Annotated in this window: 18 protein-coding genes; 7 read left to right on the top strand and 11 right to left on the bottom strand. The window is 73.9% G+C overall.

Features of this window, described 5'->3' with window-relative positions; genetic code table 11:
* Window positions 1-7: 7 nt before the first annotated feature.
* The 3 genes from ACW62_RS36245 to ACW62_RS19235 form a co-directional block, all read right to left on the bottom strand.
* Window positions 8-136, bottom strand: coding sequence for a hypothetical protein (locus ACW62_RS36245; RefSeq protein WP_276202959.1), 129 nt, complete (start codon window positions 134-136; stop codon window positions 8-10).
* 81 nt (window positions 137-217) lie between these two features.
* Entirely contained in the window at window positions 218-3,151 is a 2,934-nt protein-coding gene (locus tag ACW62_RS19240; RefSeq protein WP_053205720.1) for a helix-turn-helix transcriptional regulator, read from the bottom strand.
* A 93-nt stretch (window positions 3,152-3,244) separates the two neighbouring features.
* Window positions 3,245-3,682 carry an SRPBCC family protein gene (locus ACW62_RS19235; protein WP_053205719.1) on the bottom strand — a complete coding sequence of 146 codons (438 nt, stop codon included), beginning with the start codon at window positions 3,680-3,682 and terminating at the stop codon, window positions 3,245-3,247.
* Between the two features lie 30 nt (window positions 3,683-3,712).
* On the opposite strand from ACW62_RS19235, the gene ACW62_RS19230 reads away from it, so the two are divergent.
* A complete protein-coding gene (locus ACW62_RS19230) occupies window positions 3,713-4,282 on the top strand; it encodes a TetR/AcrR family transcriptional regulator (RefSeq protein ID WP_053205718.1) in 570 nt (189 codons plus the stop codon).
* A gap of 164 nt (window positions 4,283-4,446) precedes the next feature.
* Here ACW62_RS19230 and ACW62_RS19225 read toward each other — a convergent pair whose 3' ends face one another.
* From ACW62_RS19225 to ACW62_RS19210, 4 genes are all read right to left on the bottom strand, one after another.
* Entirely contained in the window at window positions 4,447-5,088 is a 642-nt protein-coding gene (locus tag ACW62_RS19225) for a class F sortase (RefSeq protein ID WP_169792094.1), read from the bottom strand.
* 8 nt (window positions 5,089-5,096) lie between these two features.
* Window positions 5,097-5,498: a hypothetical protein gene (locus ACW62_RS19220; RefSeq protein WP_053205717.1), complete on the bottom strand. Its 402-nt coding sequence runs from the start codon at window positions 5,496-5,498 to the stop codon at window positions 5,097-5,099.
* A gap of 436 nt (window positions 5,499-5,934) precedes the next feature.
* Window positions 5,935-10,674 carry an outer membrane protein assembly factor BamB family protein gene (locus ACW62_RS19215; RefSeq protein ID WP_053205716.1) on the bottom strand — a complete coding sequence of 1,580 codons (4,740 nt, stop codon included), beginning with the start codon at window positions 10,672-10,674 and terminating at the stop codon, window positions 5,935-5,937.
* A 22-nt stretch (window positions 10,675-10,696) separates the two neighbouring features.
* Entirely contained in the window at window positions 10,697-11,827 is a 1,131-nt protein-coding gene (locus ACW62_RS19210; RefSeq protein WP_157574849.1) for a HupE/UreJ family protein, read from the bottom strand.
* 200 nt (window positions 11,828-12,027) lie between these two features.
* On the opposite strand from ACW62_RS19210, the gene ACW62_RS19205 reads away from it, so the two are divergent.
* The 6 genes from ACW62_RS19205 (at window position 12,028) to ACW62_RS36585 (ending at window position 17,077) form a co-directional block, all read left to right on the top strand.
* Entirely contained in the window at window positions 12,028-12,705 is a 678-nt protein-coding gene (locus ACW62_RS19205) for a response regulator transcription factor (RefSeq protein WP_053205714.1), read from the top strand.
* Window positions 12,695-13,993: a sensor histidine kinase gene (locus ACW62_RS19200; RefSeq protein WP_053205713.1), complete on the top strand. Its 1,299-nt coding sequence runs from the start codon at window positions 12,695-12,697 to the stop codon at window positions 13,991-13,993. Before ACW62_RS19205 ends, ACW62_RS19200 begins: the two co-directional genes overlap by 11 nt.
* A gap of 70 nt (window positions 13,994-14,063) precedes the next feature.
* Window positions 14,064-14,390: a PepSY domain-containing protein gene (locus ACW62_RS19195; RefSeq protein WP_053205712.1), complete on the top strand. Its 327-nt coding sequence runs from the start codon at window positions 14,064-14,066 to the stop codon at window positions 14,388-14,390.
* Between the two features lies 1 nt (window position 14,391).
* Window positions 14,392-15,534: a hypothetical protein gene (locus ACW62_RS19190; RefSeq protein WP_053205711.1), complete on the top strand. Its 1,143-nt coding sequence runs from the start codon at window positions 14,392-14,394 to the stop codon at window positions 15,532-15,534.
* Between the two features lie 47 nt (window positions 15,535-15,581).
* A complete protein-coding gene (locus tag ACW62_RS19185; protein WP_053205710.1) occupies window positions 15,582-16,802 on the top strand; it encodes a low temperature requirement protein A in 1,221 nt (406 codons plus the stop codon).
* A gap of 122 nt (window positions 16,803-16,924) precedes the next feature.
* Complete coding sequence (locus ACW62_RS36585; RefSeq protein WP_420843606.1) at window positions 16,925-17,077, top strand: glycerophosphodiester phosphodiesterase family protein; 153 nt, start codon at window positions 16,925-16,927, stop codon at window positions 17,075-17,077.
* 77 nt (window positions 17,078-17,154) lie between these two features.
* On the opposite strand, the gene ACW62_RS19180 is transcribed toward ACW62_RS36585, so the two are convergent.
* Genes ACW62_RS19180 through ACW62_RS19165 form a run of 4 tightly spaced genes read right to left on the bottom strand, consistent with a single transcriptional unit; the run spans window position 17,155 to window position 22,090 of the window.
* Window positions 17,155-18,132, bottom strand: a complete 978-nt coding sequence (locus ACW62_RS19180; RefSeq protein ID WP_053205709.1) for a carbohydrate ABC transporter permease — start codon at window positions 18,130-18,132, stop codon at window positions 17,155-17,157.
* Window positions 18,129-19,016 (bottom strand): carbohydrate ABC transporter permease, encoded by an 888-nt coding sequence (locus ACW62_RS19175; protein WP_205629468.1) that lies wholly within the window; start codon window positions 19,014-19,016, stop codon window positions 18,129-18,131. The genes ACW62_RS19180 and ACW62_RS19175 overlap by 4 nt, the downstream gene beginning before the upstream one ends.
* 30 nt (window positions 19,017-19,046) lie before the next feature.
* A complete protein-coding gene (locus ACW62_RS19170; protein WP_053205911.1) occupies window positions 19,047-20,444 on the bottom strand; it encodes an ABC transporter substrate-binding protein in 1,398 nt (465 codons plus the stop codon).
* Window positions 20,441-22,090: a glycoside hydrolase family 13 protein gene (locus ACW62_RS19165; protein WP_053205708.1), complete on the bottom strand. Its 1,650-nt coding sequence runs from the start codon at window positions 22,088-22,090 to the stop codon at window positions 20,441-20,443. Before ACW62_RS19165 ends, ACW62_RS19170 begins: the two co-directional genes overlap by 4 nt.
* Window positions 22,091-22,143 lie beyond the last annotated feature (53 nt).

Genomic DNA, 22,143 nt, shown 5'->3' with positions numbered 1-22,143 from the left:
ACCGCGCTCAGAGCGGCTCGTAGCCGTCCGGGCGGCGGGCCGGTTCGGGGGTGGGCGAGGTCGGGTCAGGCTCGGACTCCGGGGCGTCCTGCGGGGCGTGGTCCGGCACCCGGTCCTGCGGGTCGGGGGTGGTCATCCGGGCGTTCTCCTGTATCTCGACCTGGAGTCGTCAGGAGAGTCTCGACCGGTGCGCCCGATTTGTACCCGGGCGATCGACCTAATCTTTATCGGCGGGCAGCAGCCCGGCCTCGAGCGCCTTGACGGCGAGCGCGGTGCGCGACGTGACGCCCAGCTTGCGCATGGCGGAGTTGAGCTGCCAGGACACCGTCTTCGGCGAGCGGGACAGCGCGCCGGCGATCTCGCGGTTGGTCCGGCCGGTGACGACCAGCCGCACGACCTCCAGCTCACGCGGCGACAGCTGGTCGCCGTAGCCGCGCCGGCCGCGCTGCCAGGTCCGCCGCACCTGCACGCCGAGGCCGCGCAGCTCGGTGCCGATGCGGGCGGCGTCGGTGCGGGCGCCGAGGCCGGCGAGGGCGTGGAAGACGTCGGACAGCAGCGCGGCGCCGTCATCGGGACGGCCCGCGCGGAGCAGGCAGTGGGCCTGCCGTTCCAGCGTCAGCGCGGCGTCGTACGGGCGGGGCAGGGCGGCCCACGCCGCCGCGGCCGCCGCGTAGCCGCCGGCCGCTCCCGTCACATCGCCGCCGGCGGCCAGCAGCCCGGCCCGGCAGGTCAGCAGCGCCGCCCGTGACGCCGGCGCGTCGACGTCGCCCAGGCCCTGCTCGAACGCCGCCACCAGTTCGGCCGCCTCCGCCGCGCGCCCGGCCGCCAGCAGCACGTCCAGCCGGATCCGGGCGAGGTCGCTGGCCCACACCCACATCTGCTTGGCGCCGATCGTGCGCATCGGCTCGTCCGTGGCCGCCGCGGCGCCGTCGACGTCCCCGGCGGCCAGCAGCAGCGCGGCCAGCGCCGCGGCCGGCGACACCGGGAGGACGGCGATGCTGTCGGCCGGCGCGTCGGCGAGCAGGCCGCGGAAGCGCTGCTCGGCCCGGCGCGGCGACCCGCCGGCCGCGTGCAGCAGGCCGTCGACGAGGAACGGCTCGAGGCCGCCCATGGCCGCAAGGCCGCCGTCGGCGATCAGTGCCGCCACCCGCCCGGAGAGCCCGTCCCACCGTCCGGTGTACCAGTCCAGCTGCGCCTGCATCGCCTGCACGCTGGCGTTCAGCCGGAAGTAGCCGGTGCGGCCGGCCAGTTCCGTCGCGGTGTCCAGCCGGGCCTGGGCGAAGTCGTAGCGGCCCCAGCCGGTGGCGACGTAGGCGAGGTTGGCCAGGCCGCGAGCCAGCTGCCGGGCGCCCTCGATCTCCGTGGCGTCGTCCGGCAGCTCGGCCGCCACCGCCCACCCCTGCTGCTGGCCCAGCGTCAGCAGTGCCGCGGCGCGGTCGGCGGTCAGCGCCAGCCGGTCGGCGGGCGTGCCGATTCCGGCCGCCACCTCCGCCGCCCGCTCCAGCCAGCCCAGGTGGACGGCGGCCGGCCACGGTCCCTGCAGCGGGTAGCCCAGGTACGTCATCGCGCGGGCCGCCTCGACCGGGTCGTGGCTGAGGTCGGGGACGGCGCGGGCCAGCTCGGCGTGCGCCTGCTCGAACTCGCCCGCCTGCAGCAGCAGCCGGCCGAGCGGATTGCGGATCTCCGCCTGCGCGCGTGGTGCGAGGTCGTCGCGGGCCAGCAGGTCGCGCAGCGTCCGGATCACCTCGTGGTGCAGGTCGTCGACCGGCTCGCGGCGGTCGCTGGCCGCCGTCGCCAGCCGGATCGCCAGCGGTACCGCGGCCGGCGTGCGCACCGGCGCCGTCGTCAGCAGCCGGACCAGCAGCGTCACGGCGGTCGTGTGGTCGCCGGAGACGGCGGCGTGAGCGGCCGCCTGCTCGGCGTACGCGCACCACTTCTCGACGTCGTGGGCGGCCTGGAAGTGCCGGGTCAGCTGCACGACCGGCCGCGGCCGCTGGCGTTCCAGCGCGGCGCCGGCCCGCTGGTGCAGCCGGCGCTGCTCGACACCGGTCATCGCGTCGTACACGGCGCGGCCGACCAGCACGTGCCGGAACGCCAGCCGGCCGCGGTCGTCGTCGGCCAGCAGGCCGCTGCGCACCGCCTCGGCCAGCGCATCCCGTACCTCTGTCGCCGTCAGCCCGGCGACCTCGGCGATCAGCCGCTCCTCGGCCGGCTCGGCCAGCACGGCGGCCGCCTCGGCCGTGCGCCGGGCCGCCGGGGCGAGCCGCTGGGCGCGTTCCAGCACCGAGTCGCGCACGGTCGGCGGGACGGCCAGCTCGTCCAGGCTGCGCCGGATCCACTCGCCGTCGTGCCGGACGACGTCGTCGCGCTGGCGCAGCAGCCGCACCGACTCCTCCAGCGCGAGCGGGACGCCGTCGGTGCGGTCGTGCAGGAACGCGGCGAACGCATCGGAGACCCGCTCACCGCCGAGCATCGACGACACCAGCCCGGCCGTCGCGGCCACGTCCAGCGGCGGCAGCGTGAGCCGCAGCTGGGTCCACCCGGCCGGCAGCCGCGACGACAGCCGCAGCAGCAGCGAGCCGGGCGCGACGTCCTCGGGCCGGTAGCTCAGTAGCAGGCTCAGCGGCGGCCGCCGCGACACCAGGAACAGCAGGAACTCCAGCGTCGCGCGGTCGGCCCAGTGCACGTCCTCGACCACCAGCACGCGCACCCGCAGCCGGCCGATCAGCTCGGCCAGCGCGCTGAAGATGCGGTGCCGGGCGGCCTGCGGGTCGTCCAGCGGCTCCGGCGCCGGCGGCAGGTCGGCGCCCCACTCCGGGAACAGCGGCCGCAGCGCGCCGACCAGCGAGCTGACCTGCAGCCCCGGCAGCCCGACGCCCGCGCGGCTCTGCCGGACGGCGTCGACGACCGGCCCGAGCGTGAGCGACTCCTGGTACGGCGGGCAGGTCGCGATGAGCGTGCCGGGCGGGCCGGCGGCGACGTGCTCGTGGACGAGGCGGCTCTTGCCGATGCCGGCCTCGCCCTCCAGCAGCACCATGGCCGGCGGCTGCGCCAGCGCGCCGGCGAGGACGGCGGTCTCGCGCTCACGGCCCACGAACGCGGGCGCCGCGACCTCGTCGGGCCGGTCGCCGGTGCGGGGCGGGTTTGGCACGGCCGGGCACCCTTCGTGTGCGCCACCACGGGACGAGCCGTCGCCGGACCCGCCTGCCCGGTTCGCACCATAACGGATGCTCCGGAGAGCGGACTACCCCCTGACGAGGGCGTGCGCCGCGAGGCCGTCGACGCACCGCTGGAGGAACTTCGTCAGTGTGCGCCGGTAGAGCCCGCCGAAGCCCGGCACCTTGGCCCGGAACGACGAGCGCCAGTGGATGGTGGTGCCGTCCGGCCCTTCGGTGAGGTCGATGTCGGAACGGTAGCCCTTGATCGCCATGCCCGACAGCAGCGCGTAGCTGAGCCGCCGGTCCGGCACGAGCTCGACCAGGCGTTCGCGGTTGGTGATGCGGCCGGTGCGGAAGATGCGGACCGCGCCGAGGCTCTCGCCGCCGTCCGGGCCGGGCGACTCCAGCTCGAACGAGCCGAGTGGCGACCAGACCGGCCAGCTCGCGCCGTCGATCAGCAGTGCGTAGACGGCAGCGGCTGGTGCCGTCGTGGTGGCGGTGACGTCGATGTGTTGGACACCCATGTACCAAATGGTACAGGTACGATCTGAGGCATGGCAGAGGCGGGTGGCGGGAAGGAGCGGTTGCTGCGGGCCGCGATCGAGTACGTCGCGGCGAACGGGGTGGGCGAGCGCAGCCTGCGGCAGATCGCGACGGCGCTGGGCACCAGCCACCGCATGCTGATCTACCACTTCGGTTCCAAGGAGGGCCTGCTCGTCGAGGTCGCCCGGACCGTGGAGGAACGGCAGCGGGAGCTGCTGGCCGAACTGGCCGCCGCCGACGACCCGGTCGAGGCCGGCCGGCGGTTCTGGGCTCGGGTGTCCGACCCGGCGCTGTGGCCGAACGAGCGGCTGTTCTTCGAGCTCTACGGCCGCGCCCTGCAGGGCGACCCGGCGGCGCTGCCGCTGCTCGACGGCGTCGTCGACACCTGGGTGGCGGCGCTGGCCGCGCCCATGGAGCGGGCCGGTGTCGCGCCCGACGTCGCCCGGTCGCAGGCCCGGCTCGGGGTCGCGGTCGGCCGCGGGCTGCTGCTGGACCTGCTCGCGACCGGCGACCGCGCCGGCGTCGACGCTGCGATGGACCGCTTCGTCGCCATGTACGCGGCGACCCTGCCGCCCCGCTGACCCGCCCCGCCCCGTCCGCCCGCCGTCCGCTGCCCGCGTCCGCCCCGTCCGCCGGGCCCCGCAAAGTTGATCTTGGAGTTCTGGCGGTATTCATCGGACAAAACGGACCGCAATTCCCCTGTTGCTCCAAGATCAACTTCGCGGGGAGGGTGAGTGGTCCGGTCTCACGCCGGCTCGGCGAACACCACCACGTTGTCGCGGTAGCGGCCCAGGTCGCGGTCGTACTCGCCGCCGCAGGTGATCAGCCGCAGCAGCGGCCGGTCATCCGGGCCGCCGTAGACGGCGTCGGTCGGGAACGCGTCCTGCGGATACTGCCCGACCTCGACGACGCGGAAGGCGGACGTGCCGCCGTCGGCGCGGGTGACGACGATCTCGTCGCCCGCCGCGACGTCACCGAGCCGATGGAACACGTCCGGCCCGTCGCGGTTGTCGAGGTGGCCCGCGATCACCGCGGCGCCGTTCTCGCCCGGCTCCGGCCCGGCCTGCCACCAGCCGGCGTCGCCGTACGGGGGCGGGACGAGGACGTTATCGCCGTCGACGGCGAGCGGGACGAGGTTCGTGTCGATGCCGGCCGCCGGTACCGCCACCGCGACCGGGTCGGCCAGCTGCTCCGCCACCGGGGTGGGCGGCGTGGCGCTGGGTGCCTCGCTCGCCGCCGCGACCGGGTCCGCCGGTGGGACGGGCGGGGTGGTGGCGCCCGCGCCGGACGGGTTGCCGTCGCCGCCGCAGGCCGCCGCCAGCAGCACGGCCAGGGCCGCGACGGCCGCCACCCGCCCGGAGCGGCGGCCGTCGCGGGTCCGGTGCACGGCGCCGGTCAGCTCTCGGTCCGGAACCGGCGCCAGAGCAGGCCGGCGCCGCCGACGCCGGCCAGCCCGACCAGCGAGCCCGGCGCCAGCCAGCCGAGGTCGCCGTCCGCGGTGCCGCCGGCTCCCGTGTCGACGCCGCCGCTGGGCGCCTGCCCGCCGTCGTCGCCGGAGCCGTCGCCGTCGCCCGCGGTGACTCCGGTGTTCACGCCGCCGCTCGGGGCCCGGCCGTCGTCACCGTCATCGTCACCGGAGCCGTCGTCGTCACCTCCGTCGTCGTCGCCCGCGTCGTCGTCGGCGGTGATGGCCACGGCGTCGACGGCGGTCGCGGGGGCGGCGAGCGCGATGCCGGCGCCGGTCAGTCCGGCGGTCGCGGCAACTGCCGCGGCGAGGCTGATCCTGCTGGAACGCATGGCTGGGCTCCTTCGTGTCGGTTGGTCTTCCTGACCTCAATCTGTCCTGGTCAGCGCCGGGATTCCAGCGCGAACGGCGTTGTTGAGAGCGTTCTCATCGCCACCTCATCGCTGGGCCGCGATCTCTCATCAAACGCGGCGTCCCCGCCGCCCGGCGTGGTGCCGGACGACGGGGACGAGAGGACGCTCAGAGTCAGGGGGTGTCGCCCGGGTCCGTGGCCTACCGCGCGACGCCAGGCGGCGCCGCTGCTGCCGATGATCAGGTGACGTATCGCCCAGATTCGCCGCGTCTTCGTCACCTGATCGTTTTGTGTCCGCATCGTGGAGATGATCAGGTGACATAAACGCGCGGACGCCGGGCGGTTCCGTCACCTGATCGTTCTCGTCAGTCGTCCTTCCTCGCACCTTGCGGGGCATCCACCCTGGACGGCACTTGCTACGGCCGAGACCCGGGAGACACCCCCTGATCGAGCAACCCGAACGGGTTCGCCGCACCGCCGTTGGCGGCCGCGACGATCCGCCGGTCCAGCGTGTACGACCCGCCCGCCGGCAGCGACACCGGGAACCGGCTCATGATCCAGTTCCCGTTGCCGTACGCGGTGAACTCGTCGTCGCCCGCGTAGACGAGGCCGTACGTCTGCGGGTCGGTGCCGGCGCCGCCGATCCACCGCCCGGCCGGGACGTACTCGGCGGGGGACTCGTACGGGGTCGTGATGACCGGGTGCCCGGCCACGCCGTGCCGCTGCCCGGCGCCGTCCCAGTCCATCGCGTCACCGACCCACACCGAGAGGTCGGACGAGCCGGTGTTGCGGAACACCGTCGACGCCCGCACCCACTCCTCGCCGGGCCGGATCGTGTACGTCGTCTCGACGGTCACGCCGGGGTGCTCCGACGATGTCCCGGTGCTGCGGACAATCGCCGCGTCGCCCGTGGCCTGCACGATCTCGACCGCCGAGTTCCGGACCGTCGTCTGCTGCCAGGCCTCCGTGCCGGTCGGCTGCTCGTCGGCGATGTACGGCAGGTTCAGCCAGTCCAGCTGGTCGGCCCGGCCGCGGACGGCGAGGTCGACCGGCTTGCCGACGGTGGAGCCCGGCAGCTGGCCGTCGTCGAACACCTGGGCGATGGTCATGGCGAGCAGGTCGTTCTCGATGACGACGTCCTGCGGGCCGCCCTCGACGATGCCGCCGGAGAGCTGCCGCCCCACGCTGGCCAGCACGGTCACCGGCGCGAGCGTCACATCCGCGGTCGCCGTCGCACCGGCTACCACCGACGCCGGCACGGTCGCCGTCGCGTACCCGAGCGCCGCCACCCGCAGCGTGTACTCTCCCGGGTCCAGCGCTATCAGGTAGCGCCCATCGGAACCCGTCCGGGCCGAGCCCACAACGGTCCCGGCCGCGTCCACCGCCTCCACCAGCACGCCGGCCGCCGGCCCGCCGGTGTCGGCCTGCGTCACGCTGCCGCCGACGCGGGACCGGTCGGCCACCTCGTCGTCGAGCAGGTCGAGCCGGCCGGCCCAGGCGGCGACGTTCGACGAGACGTGCCCGGCGCCCGGGTAGTCGGTGATGTGGTACCAGCTGATCGTGCGGGTGTCCCCGGCGCCGACGGCGGCGTCGAACCAGGCGCCCGTGACGTAGCCGAACCCGCTGATCGCGTGCGGCTCGTCCGCCAGCCAGGCCAGGCCGTGCGCCGGCAGCTGCCGCGCCGTCGTCGAGCCGACGTACACGAAGTTGTCCGTCCAGCCGGACGTGACGTAGCCGGGGTCGTTGCGGCCGATGCCCGGCACGTACGCCACGTCCTGCGCGCTGTCGGGGTCGAGCAGGTACTGGAAGTACCCGTCGAAGTCCGAGGTGCCGGTGTTCTCGATCTCCAGGCTGATCTTGACGACGGGCGCGTCGGCCAGCGCCCGGTAGCGCAGCGTCGTCTTCAGGTTCGGGTCGACCCGCGCCGATCCGGACGCCACGACGGCGGAGCCCTCGGTCCCGATGTCGGTGAGGTCCAGCCAGTCGTCCGGACGGTTCCAGTCCGGCGTGCCGGGCCCGCCGGCCGTCCGCGACAGCATCAGCTCGCTCCAGTCCAGCGTCTCCTGCGCGGTGCCGTCGAGCAGGAACAGGTCGCCGAGGCTGCCCGCGGCCAGCGTGCCGGGCTGGTTGTTCGCGGCGGCCCGCGACGAGATCGTCGCCTGGACCCGCTCGTTCATGGTGAAGTGGTACGTCTCGCCGGCCACCGCGTCGGTGCGCGGGCTGCCCGAGCCGTAGTCGGGCAGCACGGCCGCCGCGCCGGCCGTCGGCTCGGTGACCTCGGCCAGCGCCAGGTCCGCGGTCACCGTCCCGGTCGCGCCGACCGTCACCGCCGCCGTCGAGCCGCCCACCGGCAGGAACGCCCGCTTCGCCGTCGACACCGTGTAGTCGCCGGGCGCCAGGCCGAGCACGTAGCGGCCCTGCGAGTCGGTGGTCGTCGACAGCGACTGGCCGCCGCTGGTGGCGACCACCCGGGCGTCGGCGATCGGCGCGCCGGTCGCCTCGTCCGTCACGGCGCCGGTGACGCGCGCCCAGCGGGCCGCGGCCTCACCGCCCGGCGTGAACGCGTAGAGGTTGCCGTCCCACGCGCCGGCGACGACGGTGTTGCCGCTGACCGCCGGGCCGGAGCCGACCCAGGTGCCGATCTCGTACTGCCACAGCGGCTGCCCGGTCACGCTGTCCAGCGCGTAGAAGAAGCCGTTGTTGGCGCCGACGAACAGCGTCTCGCCGCTGAGCACGGGCGAGGACAGCACGCCGCCGGTGTAGGTGCCGCCGGGCAGCAGCCGGTCCCACAGCACCGCGCCGGTGCGGGCGTCGAGCGCGGTCACCGCGCCGCTCGGGAAGCCCATGTAGACGATCTCGCCGTCGATGGCCGGGGCGGACGGGGTGGCGCCGCTGGACACCCGGGAGGCGTGCGGGCTGCGGTAGGTCCACAGGTCGCGGCCGGTCGCGGCGTCGCGGGCGATGATGCCGTTGTTCGAGCCGATGAACACCCGGCCGTCGGCGGCCGCCGGGATGCCGTCCTGCCAGCCGCCGAGCACCGCCGACGACGTCCACTGCTGGGCGCCGGTCGCGGCGTCGTAGGCGAGCACGCGGTCGGCGGTCTGGCTGCCCACGAAGACCTGGCCGTCGGCGATGGCCGGCGTGCCGTCGCTCATCGTCGCGCCGGCCATGGGCGAGGCCCAGAGCTGGCTGCCGTCGGCCGGGTCGAGCGCGACCAGCAGGCCCTGGCTGGCCGGGCCGTAGCGGGTCTGGTAGGCCCAGTACACCTTGCCGTCGGCGACGGCGGGGGAGTAATAGCCGTAGGCGCGCTGGTTGAACTCGCCTTGGCCGGACTCGGTGTCGCGCTGCCACACCAGTTCGCCGGTACGGCGGTCGACGGCGAAGAGTTGCGCGCGCAGCGTCCCCACGAACACCGTGTCGCCGAGGACCGCGGGCGTGCCGACGATCGACGACGGCACCGGGTACTCCCACAGCTGCTCGCCGGTCGCGAGGTCGACGGCGTGCAGCGCGGCGTTGCCGTCGCCGTTCTCGTCCCGGGTGCCGGCGTACACGACGCCGTCGACGATGGTGGGCGAGCCGGTGAGGAACGTGCCCGGCGTGCGGTAGCTCCACGCCAGCTCCAGTCCGGCGTCGACGACATCGGCGGCCACGCCCGAGTGGGCGGCGTCGCCGTGGTGCTGGGTCCAGTCCGCGCCGGCCACCGGCGCGACCAGCGGCTCGGTCGTCATGGTGAAGTCCGCCGACTCGGTCCAGCGCTCGCCGCCCTCGTCGACCGCCTCCACCTCGATGGTGTGCGGGCCGGGCGCCGGCGCCCGGCCGGCGAACTCCGAGTGCCAGGTCAGCTCGCCGGACGGCGTCAGAGGACGCCACGAGCCGTTATCGATGCGGTACCGGACCCGGACCACCTCGTCGGCGGTGTCGTACGCGTTGACCTGGATGTCCGGGAAGCCGGTGCGGTGACCGTCGGCGCCGACCTCGCTGCCCGGCGCCGGGCTGGTGATCGTCAGCGCCTGGTCCACGCCGTACATGCGGAACGGGTTCTCGAACTGGTCGCCGCGCAGGTGGATGAAGCGGAAGCCGCGAGGCGCGTTGTCGATGGTGTACGAGCTGGACACCGTCTGGATGTGCTTCGCCGACGGCGCGAACTCGCTGTTCGGCTCGACGTCGTTGGAGTGCTCGTGGCCGACCAGCATCAGCTCGGCGCCGTACTGGTCGAACAGGTCGCCGTACTGGTCGTACTGCGACGGCGAGCCGAACGGCACGTTCATCGGCTGGTGCGCCAGGACGATCAGTTCCTTGTCGCCGACGTTCGCTTCGAGGTCGCGGCGGATCCAGCTGAGCTGCTCGTCGAACGGCGCCTGGCCGTTGTTCTCCAGCACCAGGAAGTGCCGGTCGCCGTAGTCGAACGAGTACCACTCGGGGCCGACGTGACGGCGGTAGTTGTCGATGCGCGCGGCGTAGCCGGTGCCGCCGCCGGAGAAGTACTCGTGGTTGCCCACCGCGGGCCACACCGGGACCTCGGAGCCGGCCGTCGCGTCCTTGTACCTGGTGAACTCGGCGTCGGTCGCGTTGTTCGTGAGGTCGCCGCTGACGGCGATGAACGGGATGTCGTTCGAGGTGGAGTTGATCTCGTGGATCTGCTCCGGCAGCTGCGGGTTGACGTGCGGGTCGGCGATGTTCGCGAACGAGAACGTCGAGCCCTGGCTGCCCGGGTCGCGGGTCAGCGCGAAGTCCGCCGACCGCGTCTGACCGGCCGGAACCTGCCCGAGGCTCTGGTAGAACCGCGGCGTCATGAACTCGTCGGTCCCGACGACGTAGCCGGCCGGCTGGGTGATGAACACCAGGTCGGTGAGCCGCCGCTCGGTGTCCAGTTCCAGCCGGTAGCGGCCCTGCTCGTCGGTCTCGACCAGGGCGACGCCGTCGGACACGCTGACGCCCGCGACGCCGGGCTCGCCGGCGTCCTGCGTGCCGTTGGCGTTGGCGTCCTCGTACACGACGCCGCTGACCTGCGCGGCCGTCGCGGCGACGGTCTCCGCGACCACGGTCGCGACCGGGCCGATGAGGGCGACGCCGACCAGCAGGGCCAGCGCCGCGTAGACGGCACGGCGGTAGCGGCCGAGCGCCTCCGGGGCGAGGCGTGCGCTGAGCGATCTCACTTCGTCTCCATTCACTGAGGGGTCACAGCAGCCGGTGGACGAACCACGCCAGCCCGGTCACGACGGTCGCGGCGGCCGCGACCAGGTGGGCCAGCGAGAACCACGCGTAGCGCCGGGCGGCGGTGGCCAGCGCGAACAGCCCGGCGGCCAGGGCGGCCTGCCCGAGCACGATGCCGAGGTCGAAGCCGGCGAACGACGTCACCAGGTCCCAGCCGAGGTCGTCGCCGAAGCGCAGCTCGCCGGCGAACGCGAACCCGTGCAGCAGCCCGGCGGTCGCGACGGCCGGCAGCCGCCAGCGCGACTCCGGCCCGACCAGGTTCGTCGCGGCGACGTAGACGACCGACAGCGCGACCAGCGCGCCGGTCACCTGCTCGGGCGGGCTCACCCAGCCGGCGACGGCGGCCAGCAGGCCGATGCTGCTGGTGACGGCGAACGCGGCGACGCCGCGGACGAGCTGCGCGACCCCGGTCGCGCCGATCGCCAGCGCGGCCACGAACAGCGCGTGGTCCAGGCCGGTGAGCACCCGCTCCGCGCCCAGCCCGATGGAGCGCGGCGCGGAGTCGCCGAACGACTGCTCGCCGGCGCTGAACCGCGGGTGCGCGCCGTCCAGCACGACCCGGCCGCGCTCGCCGCCGAGGTGGTAGTCGACGGTGGTGGCGTGGTCGTCGACGACGGCGTCCGAGCCGGCCCCGGAGAACACCGAGTAGTCGATGACGTAGCGGCCCGATGTCGCGCCGTGGCAGTCGTAGTCGAGGTCGAGGACGGCGTACGCGACGTCCTCGGCGGTGGCGTCGGTGGCCGGCCGCTGCTCGACGTCCGACGCCGCCAGCGTCATCGCGCACTCGACCTCGTCGACGAAGATCCGGACGCGGTCGGCCAGGTAGGTCTCGATCAGGTCGTGCTGCCCGGCCAGCTCGGCCCGGCGGCCGCCGTCGTCGGGCGCCTCGATCGCGTCGGCGCCCATGCCGATGGCGCGGGCGAGGATCTCGTACTCCAGGCCGAGCCGGTAGCCGACGTGGTCGCCGTCGGCGCGGACCTCCGACCAGCCGTCGCTGGTGCGGACGTGCGCGACGGCGGGCGCGGCGGCCGGCAACAGCACGAGGACCGCGACGATGCCGGCCACGCCCGCACGCACCACACCACTCGCCGACATGCACACCTTCCGGTCCACGCGATCCGGCACTCCGCCGGGATCACCCTGGTTTGCCGGAGTTCCCGGCGGCAATGGTCGTCGTCCGTTGTTCGCCCAGGGTTCGCACCGGCGACGGATGGCCGTCGGAGGACGAGACTGGGGCCAGGTCGTTCAGCGGGGGTTCAGGTGCGCCGCCGCACGGTCGGACCGGAGGTGAGGCCATGCGCGTCCTGGTAGTGGAGGACGAGCGGCGGCTGGCCGACGGGATCCGGGCCGGCCTCGAGGCCGAGGGGTTCGCCGTCGACGTCGCCCACTCCGGCATCGACGGGCTGTGGTCGGCCACCGAGCACCCGTACGACGCGATCGTGCTCGACCTGCTGCTGCCCGGCCTCAACGGCTACCAGGTCTGCGCGCGGCTGCGCGAGCGCGACGTCTGGACGCCGATCCTGGTGCTCACCGCCAAGGACGGCGAGTGGGACGAGGTCGAAGCACTCGACACCGGCGCCGACGACTACCTCACCAAGCCGTTCTCGCACCACGTGCTGGTCGCTCGATTGCGCGCGCTGCTCCGCCGCGACCTGCGGGAACGGCCGGTCGTGCTGGCGGCGGGCGACCTGCGGGCCGACCCCGGCTCGCGGCGGGCGTGGCGCGGCGACCAGGAGGTGGAGCTGACCGCGCGGGAGTTCTCCGTGCTGGAGTTCCTGCTGCGCCGGCGCGGCGAGGTGCTGCCGAAGGCGGAGATCCTGCGGCACGTGTGGGACGAGGCGTTCGACGGCGACCCCAACATCGTCGAGGTCTACATCGGGCACCTGCGCACCAAGCTGGACCGCCCGTTCGGGCGCCAGAGCATCGAGACGGTGCGCGGAGCGGGCTACCGGATGGCCGTCGATGGCGGCTGAGCGCGGGCGCTGGGGCTCAGTCCGGCTGCGGACGACGGCCGGGGCGGTGGTGGTCGCCGGGCTGGCGCTGCTGCTCGGCGGCGTGGCGCTGGTCGTCGTCATGCGGTCGGCGCTGCTCGAGCAGGTGGCCGACGCGGCCCGGTCCAGGGCGATGGCGGTCGACGCCGCCGACCCGCACCTGGTCGCCGACGACGACGGGTTCGTGCAGGTGGTCGCGGACGGTGAGGTGGTCGCGGCCACCCCGAACGTGGCCGGCATGGCGGCCGTCGAGGTGCGTCCCGGCGACACCACCCGGGTGGACGTCGGCGGCGAGGAGCTGCTGGCCGTCGCGGTGCGCTCCGGCGACCGGACCGTCGTGGCGGGCCAGTCCACCGACGACGTCGCCGACGCGACCGGGGTGGTGACCCGGCTGCTCGGCATCGGCCTGCCGGTCCTGCTCGCCGTCGTCGGGGTCACGACCTGGTGGACGACGGGCCGGGCGCTGGCGCCGGTCGAGGCGGTCCGGGCCGAGGTCGACGCGATCTCCGCCGCCGAGCTGCACCGCCGCGTGCCCGCCGGCCGCGGCGACGACGAGATCGCCCGGCTGGCCCGCACCATGAACCGCATGCTGGACCGCCTCGAGGACGCGCAGACCCGGCAGCGCCAGTTCGTCTCCGACGCGTCGCACGAGCTGCGCTCGCCGGTGGCGTCGATCCGGCAGCACGCCGAGGTCGCGCTGGCGCACCCCGGCCGCACCACCGTCCCCGCCCTCGCCGGCACCGTCCTGGCCGAGGACCTGCGCGTGCAGCGACTGGTCGAGGACCTGCTGGTGCTGGCCCGCGCCGACGAGCAGCTGCTGCGGCTCGCCGCGCACCCCGTCGACCTCGACGACCTCGTGCTGGAGGAGGCCGCACGGCTGCGGGCGACCGGCGCCGCCGCGGTCGGCACCACCGGGGTCGCCGCGGCCCGGGTGACCGGCGACGCGGCCGCGCTGCGGCGGGTGCTGCGCAACCTCGGCGACAACGCCGCGCGGCATGCCGCCGGGGCTGTCGCGCTGTCGGTGGCGTCGCGGGACGGCACCGTCACCCTGGCCGTCGAGGACGACGGTCCCGGCATCCCGCCCGCCGACCGTGAGCGCGTCCTGCGCCGCTTCGTCCGCCTCGACGAGGCCCGGGACCGCGACGCCGGTGGCGCCGGCCTGGGCCTGGCCATCGTCGACGAGCTGGTCCGGGCCCACGACGGGACGGTCGAGGTGGGGGAGCGCACCGGCGGCGGCGCCCGGATCGTCGTCCGCCTGCCCGCCGGCTGACGCCGTTCAGGTCCGGTTCAGCGGCCAGGGTGCACGCTCGCAGCATCGACCTACACAGGAGGCGAGCACCATGAAGCATCCGAAGGCATGGATCGGCGCCGGGGCCGCGGCCGTGGCGGCGGCCGGGGCCGTCGCCACCATGGGCGCCGCGTCGGCGGGCCACGACAGCGAGCAGCCGATCACCGGCGACGCCCTGGCGCAGGCCAGCGCGGCCGCCCTCGACCACACCGGCGGCGGCACCGTCACCGGCACCGAGGTCGGCGACGAGGAGGGCTACTACGAGGTCGAGGTCACCCTCGACGACGGCACCCAGGTCGACGTCCACCTGGACAAGGACTTCGCCGTGCTGAGCGACGAGTCCGACGGCGCCGGCGACACCGAGGAGAGCGGCGGCTGACATGGACCCGCGCCCAGCCGTCGCAGCCCTGGCCGTGGGCCTCGTGCTGGCCGGCTGCGGCGCGAGCCAGGACACCGGCGCCCCCACCCGGCGGGTCGACACCGCGACCCCGTCGTTCTCGGCGCCGACCGACATCACGAACCCGCTGTTCCCGCTGGTGGCGGGCGACCGGACGATCCAGCTGGGCCAGGAGGAGGGCGAGCCGCTGCGGGTCGAGATCACCACGCTGCCGCGGACGCGGACGATCAGCTGGGACGGCCGCCAGATCGAGGCCGTCGTGTCGCAGTACGTCGCGTACCGGTCCGGGCGCATCCTCGAGGTCGCCTACGACTACTACGCGCAGGACGACGACGGCGGCGTCTGGTACCTGGGCGAGGACGTCGACAACTACGAGGACGGGGTGGTCGCCGACCACGAGGGCAGCTGGCTGGCCGGCCGCGACGGGCCGGGCGGGCTGATCATGCCCGCCGACCCGGCGGAAGGCGACGCCTTCCGGCCGGAGAACATCCCGGACCTCGTGTTCGAGGAGGTCACGATCCAGGACGCCGCGGTCACGGTCGACGGCCCGCGCGGGCCCGTCGACGGCGCCGTCGCCACCGAGGAACGGCAGCAGGACAATTCCATCGAGCACAAGGTCTTCGCCCCCGGCTACGGCGAGTTCCGGGCCGAGGCGAGCGACGAGCTCGGCCAGGTCGCCGTCGCCGTGCCCACTGACGCCACGCCCGGTGCGGTCCCGGCCGTGCTGACGGAGCTCGCCGACGGCGCCGCGCGGGTCTTCGACGACGCGGGCGCCGGTGCCGCCGTCGGCGCCGAGGTGGACGCGATGACGGCGGCCTGGCGGGACCGGCCCGACGACACCGCGCCGCCCGCGCTGGCCGCCGAGCTGGACGACGCGCTCGGCCGGCTGTCGGACGCGGCCGATGCCGGCGACCCCGCCGCGGTGCGGCAGGCGGCCGTCGACACCGCGACCGCCGTCCTCGACCTCACCCTGCCCTACCGCCCGCCGGCCGAGGTCGACGGCGCGCGGCTCGGCGTCGTCGCCCGGCAGCTGGCCATCGACACCGCAGCCGGTGACGTGGCCGGTCAGCGCTCCGACGCGGCGACCGCCGCGGTGATCCGGGACCGCGGCGCGGCCACGCGCTGAGCGAACGCGCGTCGCGGCCGGGCAGCGGCAGGACTACGCTCCCGCTCATGTCCGATGCGACACGTGAGGGCGGCGGCTCGGTCATCCCGCAGATCCGGATCATGCGACGGTCCGGGCTCGAGCAGCGGGCGACGTTCTTCGAGCTGTTCTTCGACCTCGTCTACGTCTTCGCCGTCACCCAGCTCTCGCACCACCTGCTGGCCACCCACCTGACCTGGACCGGCGCCGCCGAGACGGCGTTCATGCTGCTGGCGGTCTACTGGGCGTGGAACTACACGACCTGGATGGCGAACTGGTTCGACCCCGAGACCGCCCCCGTGCGGCTGGTGCTGATGTTCGTCATGCTGGCCAGCCTGCTGATGGCGGTCGCGATCCCGGAGGGCTTCGGCGACCTCGCGCTGCTGTTCGCGTGCAGCTACGCCGCCCTGCAGATCGGCCGCAACCTGTTCGTCGTCATCGTCACGCCACGGGGCACGTTCAACCGGAACTTCCGCCACATCCTCGCCTGGTCGGTCGCGTCCGCGCCGTTCTGGGTCGCCGGCGGGCTGATCGACGACGCCCGCTGGCCGCTCTGGCTGGCCGCGCTGGCGCTCGACCTCGCCGGACCACTGGCGCAGTACTGGCTGCCCGGCGACGGCAGCGCGCCGATGAGCCAGTGGGCGATCGACGGGCACCACTTCGCCGAACGGTTCCAGTTGTTCGTGATCATCGCGCTGGGCGAGAGCATCGTGCTCACCGGCGTCACCGCGTCCGGCACCGAGCTGAGCCTGGAGATCGGCGTGGCGCTGTCGGTGTCGTTCCTCGGCTCGGTGGCGCTGTGGTGGCTGTACTTCTCCGGCGCGTCGCCGGTCATCGCGCACCGGCTCGGGCACAGCAGCAGCGAGGACGTCGGCGCGCTCGGCCGCGACATCTACACCTACCTGCACGTCCCGATCGTCGCCGGCATCGTCCTGACGGCGGTCGGCGACGAGCTGGTGGTCGCGCACCCGGACCACGACCTGGAGATCACCGGCGCGCTGGCCGTGCTCGGCGGGCCGGCGCTGTTCCTGCTCGGCCTGCTGGCCTGCAGCCTGCGGGTCCGGCACCGGACCGGCTGGCCGACGGTCGCCGCGGTGGTCGTCCTGCTGGCCGGGGTGCCGGTGATGGCGGGGCGGAGCGGGCTGGCGACGTCGACGTTCGCGCTGGTCGTGCTCGGAACGCTGGCGGTGGTGGAGTTCCGCCGCACGGCGTCCGTGAACAGCCGCGACGTCCCGTCGACCGGCGGATGACGGCCGCTACCGTCCACCTTTTCGGTCGGTATAGCAGCTCAAAAGGTTGATGATCATGACGGACCTCACTGTGGTGACGGGTTCGCTGGCCTGCGAACGTCGCGCCGGACCGGTTCGTCGCGCTGCACGACTCCACCGTCGACCGCACCACCGACGGCACCGGGAACATCGCCGACCTCACCTTCGACGAGGTGCGGGCGCTCAACGCCGCCGACTACGCGCCGTGCGGGAGCGGACCGCCGCGTGAGCACTCCCGCTCCCGGCCAGCTGCGTGACGCCGATCCGGGCCTGGTCCTCGGCCTGGGCACCGGGGTGGCGGCGGCGCACGAGCTGGACGGCGGGGCGGCCGGCGTCAGCCCTTGACGGCGCCACCCAGCCCGGCGCCGCGGAGGAACAGCCGCTGGAACACCAGGAAGATCACGATCGGCAGCGCCATCGAGATCAGCAGCGCGGCCAGGAACACGTCCAGCTCGACGGTGTCGCGGATCAGCGGCAGCCGCACCGACAGCGGCTGCAGCGTCGGCTCCGGCAGCACGATCTGCGGCCAGAGGAAGTCCTTCCACGCGTTGAGGAAGGCGAAGATCGAGACGACGCCGAGGATCGGCCGGGACATCGGCAGCACCACCGACCACAGCATGCGCAGCGGGCCGGCGCCGTCCATCCGGGCCGCCTCGTAGACGTCGCGCGGCAGGCCGTCCATGAACCGCTTGACCAGCAGCACGTTGAACGCGTTGGCGCCGGCCGGCAGCCACACCGCCCAGTAGGTGTTCAGCAGCGACGCGTTCACCACCGGCAGGTCCAGCACGGTCAGGAACAGCGGCACCAGCACCACCACGCCGGGGATGAACAATGTCGCCAGCACGGCCGCCGTCACCACCGGGGCGTACCGCGGCCGCAGCACTGCGAGCACGTAGCCGCCGGTCGTCGCGACCAGCAACTGCACGAACCAGGAGCCCAGCGCCACCCACATGGTGTTGGCGAAGTAGTGGCTGATCTGCGCCTCGTTCCAGGCCGTCGACAGGTTCGCCCAGTCGATGCCGCTGGGCCAGAACGCCATCGGCGTGCGCAGCGTGTCCTGCGTGGTGCTCACCGACGCCCGGGCCAGCCACAGGATCGGGCCCAGGCTGGCGACCACCAGCAGCACCAGCACCAGCCCCTGGGCGGCGCGCAGGCCCCAGCGGGTGCCGGTGCGGCCCCGGTCGTAGCCGGACAGGAGACCGCGCTCGCCGTCGCCGTCGAGGCGCCGCCGCGGCCGGCGGGCGGTCTCCGCCGCCGGAGCGGCCGGGGCGGGCGCCGCGACCCGGACGTCGTCCTTCACGGTGTCGCTCATGTCGTGCTCCAGGACCGGGTGAGCCGGAAGTAGACGGCGGACATGACCGCCAGGAACAGCGCCAGCAGCACCGACAGCGCCGTCGCGGCGCCGTAGTCGCCGAATCGGAACGCGTAGTTGTAGATCTGCAGCAGCACGGTGACGGTGGCGTTCTGCGGGCCGCCGTTCGTCATCAGGTACGGCTCGGTGAACACCTGGAACGTGGCGATGACCTGCAGGATCAACGTGATCAGCAGGACGCCGCGCAGCTGCGGCAGCGTGACGTGCCCGATCTTGCGCCACAGCCCCGCGCCGTCGACCTCGGCCGCGTCGTACAGGTCGCCGCGCACCGCCGTCAGCGCGGCCAGGTAGATGAGCACCGTCGCGCCGGCGTTGGCCCACGTGGCCTGCAGCACCAGTGACGGCATCGCCGACGACGCGTCCTGGATCCAGGCGAACGGGCCGAGCCCGACCCAGCCGAAGATGGTGTTGAAGACGCCGGTCTGGCTGGCGTCGTAGAAGAACCGCCAGAGCAGCACCGCCACCACCGGCGGCACCACGACCGGCAGGTAGGCCAGCCCGCTGTACAGGCCCTTGCCGCGGCGCAGCTCGCTCATCACCACCGCCAGCACCAGCGGCACCGGGTAGCCGAACAGCAGCGCCAGCCCGGTGAAGAAGAACGTGTTGCGCACCGACGTCCAGAACAGCGGGTCGTCGAGGACCTGCCGGAAGTTGTCCAGGCCGACCCACGCCGGGTCGGCGACCAGGTTGGTCTCCTGGAAGCTCATCACCACGGCGCGGCCGATGGGGAACCAGGCGAAGTAGCCGAACACCAGCAGCAACGGCAGCAGGAGCAGCAGCGTGCTCAGCCCACCGCCGCGGACCCAGCGGATGGTCGCGCTCACCTCGGTTCTCCCATCGACGGCGCCGTGGCCTCAGCCGGCCTCGACCAGCGAACTGACGTTGCCGTTCGCGGTCTCGAGCAGGGCCTCGATGTCGGCGTTCTCGTCGGTCAGCACGGCCTGCACGACGGCGTCCAGCTCGGCGTACAGGTCCTGGGCCCGCACCGGCGGCTCCGGCACCAGCGGCTGGTCCAGGATGCTCTCCTTGAACGGCATCATCTGCTCCAGCGGCACGTTCACGAGGTCGGCCACCCAGGCGTCGGACTCCGCCAGCTGCTCGGCCCCGAAGATCGGCAGCGCCGGCGTGCCCAGCGGCGCGTCCGTCGCGACCAGCGCCTCGGCGTCGGCCAGCGCGGCGTCCTGCTGGGTCAGCTTGCTCATGTAGAAGAAGTCGATCCACTTCACCGCGGCGTCGCGCTCGGCCTCACTGGCGTCCGGCCGCACGCCGACGATCGTCCCGCCGCCCAGCACGCCGGCGTCGCCGCCCTCCAGCGGCAGCACCGTCAGCCCGTAGCTGTCCGGGTCGATGCCGTTCTCCGTCACCAGGCTGTTGTAGACGTCCGAGCCGCCGATGTACATGCCCACCTGGCCGGCGGCGAACGCCTGGTTGATGGTGCCCCAGTCGAACAGGAAGTTGTCGCCCATGGCGTCGTCCTCCCAGCGCAGCTGCCGCAGCAGCTCCAGGGCGGCCTTCGTGCCGTCGTTGTCCAGCGTGGCGGTGACGTCGTCGCCGGAGCCGTCCTCCATGCGGCCGCCCAGCGCGTACGTCAAGGTCGTCAGGATCCAGCCGCCGGTGTTGTTCTGGCTCATCTGCGCGAAGCCGGCCTGGCCGGTGGCCTCGGCGATCGCGTCGGCGTACTCGCGGACCTCGGCCCAGCTGGCCGGCGGCGTGTCCGGGTCGAGGCCGGCCTGCTCGAACATGGCCCGGTTGTAGTGCAGCCCCATGCCGTAGGCGGTGGTCGGGACGGCGAAGATGCTGCCGCTGTCGTCCTGCGCGACCTCCAGCACGCTGGGATTGAAGCTGTCGGCGTAGGGGAGGGCCTGCACCTCGGCGGTGATGTCGACCAACTGGCCGCGCTCGATCATCGCCTGGCCGTCGGTGAACGGGAACTCGAACGTCGTCGGGAGCGTGCCGCCCGCGAGCTGGGCCGCGAACGTCGTCACGTCCCACTCGTACTCGCTGGGCTCGACGGTGATGTTCGGGTTGGCCGCCTCGAACTCCTCGACGCGGGCGAGGAACGCCTCGCGGGTGGCCGACTCCGTCGCCGGCGGCAGGTTGCTCACGCTGATGGTGACCTGCTCGTCTCCGCCGTCGCCGCCCGGGCTGCCGCCGTCGGCCGCAGGCTCGTCGTCGGACCCGCAGGCCGCCACCAGGCTCACCGCCATCACGGCCGCGGCCACGGCGCCCAGGTGTCTGCGTGTGCTGCTCATCTCGTACTCCATCCCTTGTCAGTGGTCGGCAGTCGTAGCCAGACGGCGGCGTCGGGGCCGAGCCGGCCGTCGTCGAGGTCCGCGCTGGCGAGCAGGACCTCCTCGTGCGCGGGCAGGCCGACGGGCTCGGCCGACAGGTTGACGACGCACGCGATGTCGTCGCCGCGCCGGAACGCGAGCACGTCGGGCGGGGCGTCCAGCCAGGTCAGCGCACCCTCGCCGAGGGCGGGCCGGGCCTTGCGGATCCGCAGCGCCGCCCGGTACAGCCGCAGCGTCGAGGCCGGGTCGCGTTGCTGCGCCTCGACCGTCAGGCCCGCCCAGGTCGTGGGCTGCGGCAGCCAGGTGTCGCCGGTCGCGCCGTCCGGGCTGAACCCGTACGGCGGCGCGGCGCCGCTCCACGGGACCGGCACCCGGGAGCCGTCCCGGCCGGGGTCCACGCCGCCGGAGCGGAAGTGCATGGGGTCCTGGATGCGCTCCGGCGCGAGGTCCTCGACCTCCGGCAGGCCCAGCTCCTCGCCCTGGTAGATGTAGGCCGAGCCGGGCAGCGCGAGCATCAGCAGCGCCGCCGCCCTCGCCCGTCGCTCGCCGAGGACCAGGTCGGACGCGGTGCCCGCCCGCTTCGTCTCGAACGCGAACGACGTGTCGGCCCGGCCGTAGCGCGTCACCGGGCGGGTGACGTCGTGGTTGGACAGCACCCAGGTGGCGGGGGCGTCCACCCGCTCGTGGAAGTGCAGGCTCCGCTCGATGCTCTCGCGCAGCCGGGCCGGCTCCCACGGGCAGGCCAGGAAATCGAAGTTGAAGACGGTGTGCAGCTCGCCCGGGCGCAGGTAGCGGGCCAGCCGTTCGAGGTCGGGCAGCCAGATCTCGCCGATCAGCGCCCGGGGCTCCGGGTAGCCGTCGGCCAGCCGCCGCCAGCTGCGGTAGATGTCGTGCACCTCGTCGCGGTCGGTGTGCACGTGCTGGCCGGGCGCGTGGGCGGGGTCGACGTCGGGGAGGTCGGCGTGCTTGGCCAGCAGCCCGGCGGAGTCGATGCGCACGCCGGCGGCGCCGCGGTCGAACCAGAACCGCAGGATCTGCTCGTGCTCGTGCCAGACCAGCGGGTGCGTCCAGTTGAGGTCGGGCTGCTCCGGCGCGAACAGGTGCAGGTACCACTCGCCGGGCGTGCCGTCGGCGTTCTTCGTCCGGGTCCAGGCCGAGCCGCCGAAGATCGAGCTCCAGTCGTTCGGCGGCTCGGCGCCGCCGGGACCGCGTCCGGGCCGGAACCAGAACCGCTGCCGGGCCGGCGACCCGGGCGCGGCGTCGAGCGCGGCCCGGAACCAGGCGTGCTGGTCGGACACGTGGTTCGGGACGATGTCGACGATGGTGCGCAGGCCCAGCTCCTTCGCCTCGGCGATGAGCTGCTCGGCCTGGTCGAGCGTCCCGTAGGCCGGGTCGATGTCCCGGTAGTCGGCCACGTCGTAGCCGCCGTCCGCCATCGGCGACGGGTACCACGGGCTGAACCACAGCGCGTCGACGCCGAGGTCGGCGAGGTAGCGCAGCCGGGCCCGGACGCCGGCCAGGTCGCCGGTGCCGTCACCGTTCCCGTCGGCGAAGCTGCGCACGTACACCTGGTAGATGACGGCGCTGCGCCACCACGCGTTGTCCATGGCGGTCACGGTAACGACGGCGACATCGCCGCGCAATAGTCAGACAGAAAGTT

It is taken from the genome of Jiangella muralis (genome assembly GCF_001270745.1).
GTDB classification, from domain to species: domain Bacteria; phylum Actinomycetota; class Actinomycetes; order Jiangellales; family Jiangellaceae; genus Jiangella; species Jiangella muralis.
Note: the sequence above shows the minus strand (reverse complement) of the source record. Positions and strands in the feature narration are given on the sequence as shown.

Coding starts and splice junctions, on each gene's coding strand:
- ACW62_RS36245 (WP_276202959.1), bottom strand. CDS start 136: ATGACCACCCCCGACCCGCAGGACCGGGTGCCGGACCACGCCCCGCAG.
- ACW62_RS19235 (WP_053205719.1), bottom strand. CDS start 3,682: ATGGGTGTCCAACACATCGACGTCACCGCCACCACGACGGCACCAGCC.
- ACW62_RS19230 (WP_053205718.1), top strand. CDS start 3,713: ATGGCAGAGGCGGGTGGCGGGAAGGAGCGGTTGCTGCGGGCCGCGATC.
- ACW62_RS19220 (WP_053205717.1), bottom strand. CDS start 5,498: ATGCGTTCCAGCAGGATCAGCCTCGCCGCGGCAGTTGCCGCGACCGCC.
- ACW62_RS19210 (WP_157574849.1), bottom strand. CDS start 11,827: ATGTCGGCGAGTGGTGTGGTGCGTGCGGGCGTGGCCGGCATCGTCGCG.
- ACW62_RS19205 (WP_053205714.1), top strand. CDS start 12,028: ATGCGCGTCCTGGTAGTGGAGGACGAGCGGCGGCTGGCCGACGGGATC.
- ACW62_RS19200 (WP_053205713.1), top strand. CDS start 12,695: ATGGCGGCTGAGCGCGGGCGCTGGGGCTCAGTCCGGCTGCGGACGACG.
- ACW62_RS19195 (WP_053205712.1), top strand. CDS start 14,064: ATGAAGCATCCGAAGGCATGGATCGGCGCCGGGGCCGCGGCCGTGGCG.
- ACW62_RS19190 (WP_053205711.1), top strand. CDS start 14,392: ATGGACCCGCGCCCAGCCGTCGCAGCCCTGGCCGTGGGCCTCGTGCTG.
- ACW62_RS19185 (WP_053205710.1), top strand. CDS start 15,582: ATGTCCGATGCGACACGTGAGGGCGGCGGCTCGGTCATCCCGCAGATC.
- ACW62_RS19180 (WP_053205709.1), bottom strand. CDS start 18,132: ATGAGCGACACCGTGAAGGACGACGTCCGGGTCGCGGCGCCCGCCCCG.
- ACW62_RS19170 (WP_053205911.1), bottom strand. CDS start 20,444: ATGAGCAGCACACGCAGACACCTGGGCGCCGTGGCCGCGGCCGTGATG.
- ACW62_RS19165 (WP_053205708.1), bottom strand. CDS start 22,090: ATGGACAACGCGTGGTGGCGCAGCGCCGTCATCTACCAGGTGTACGTG.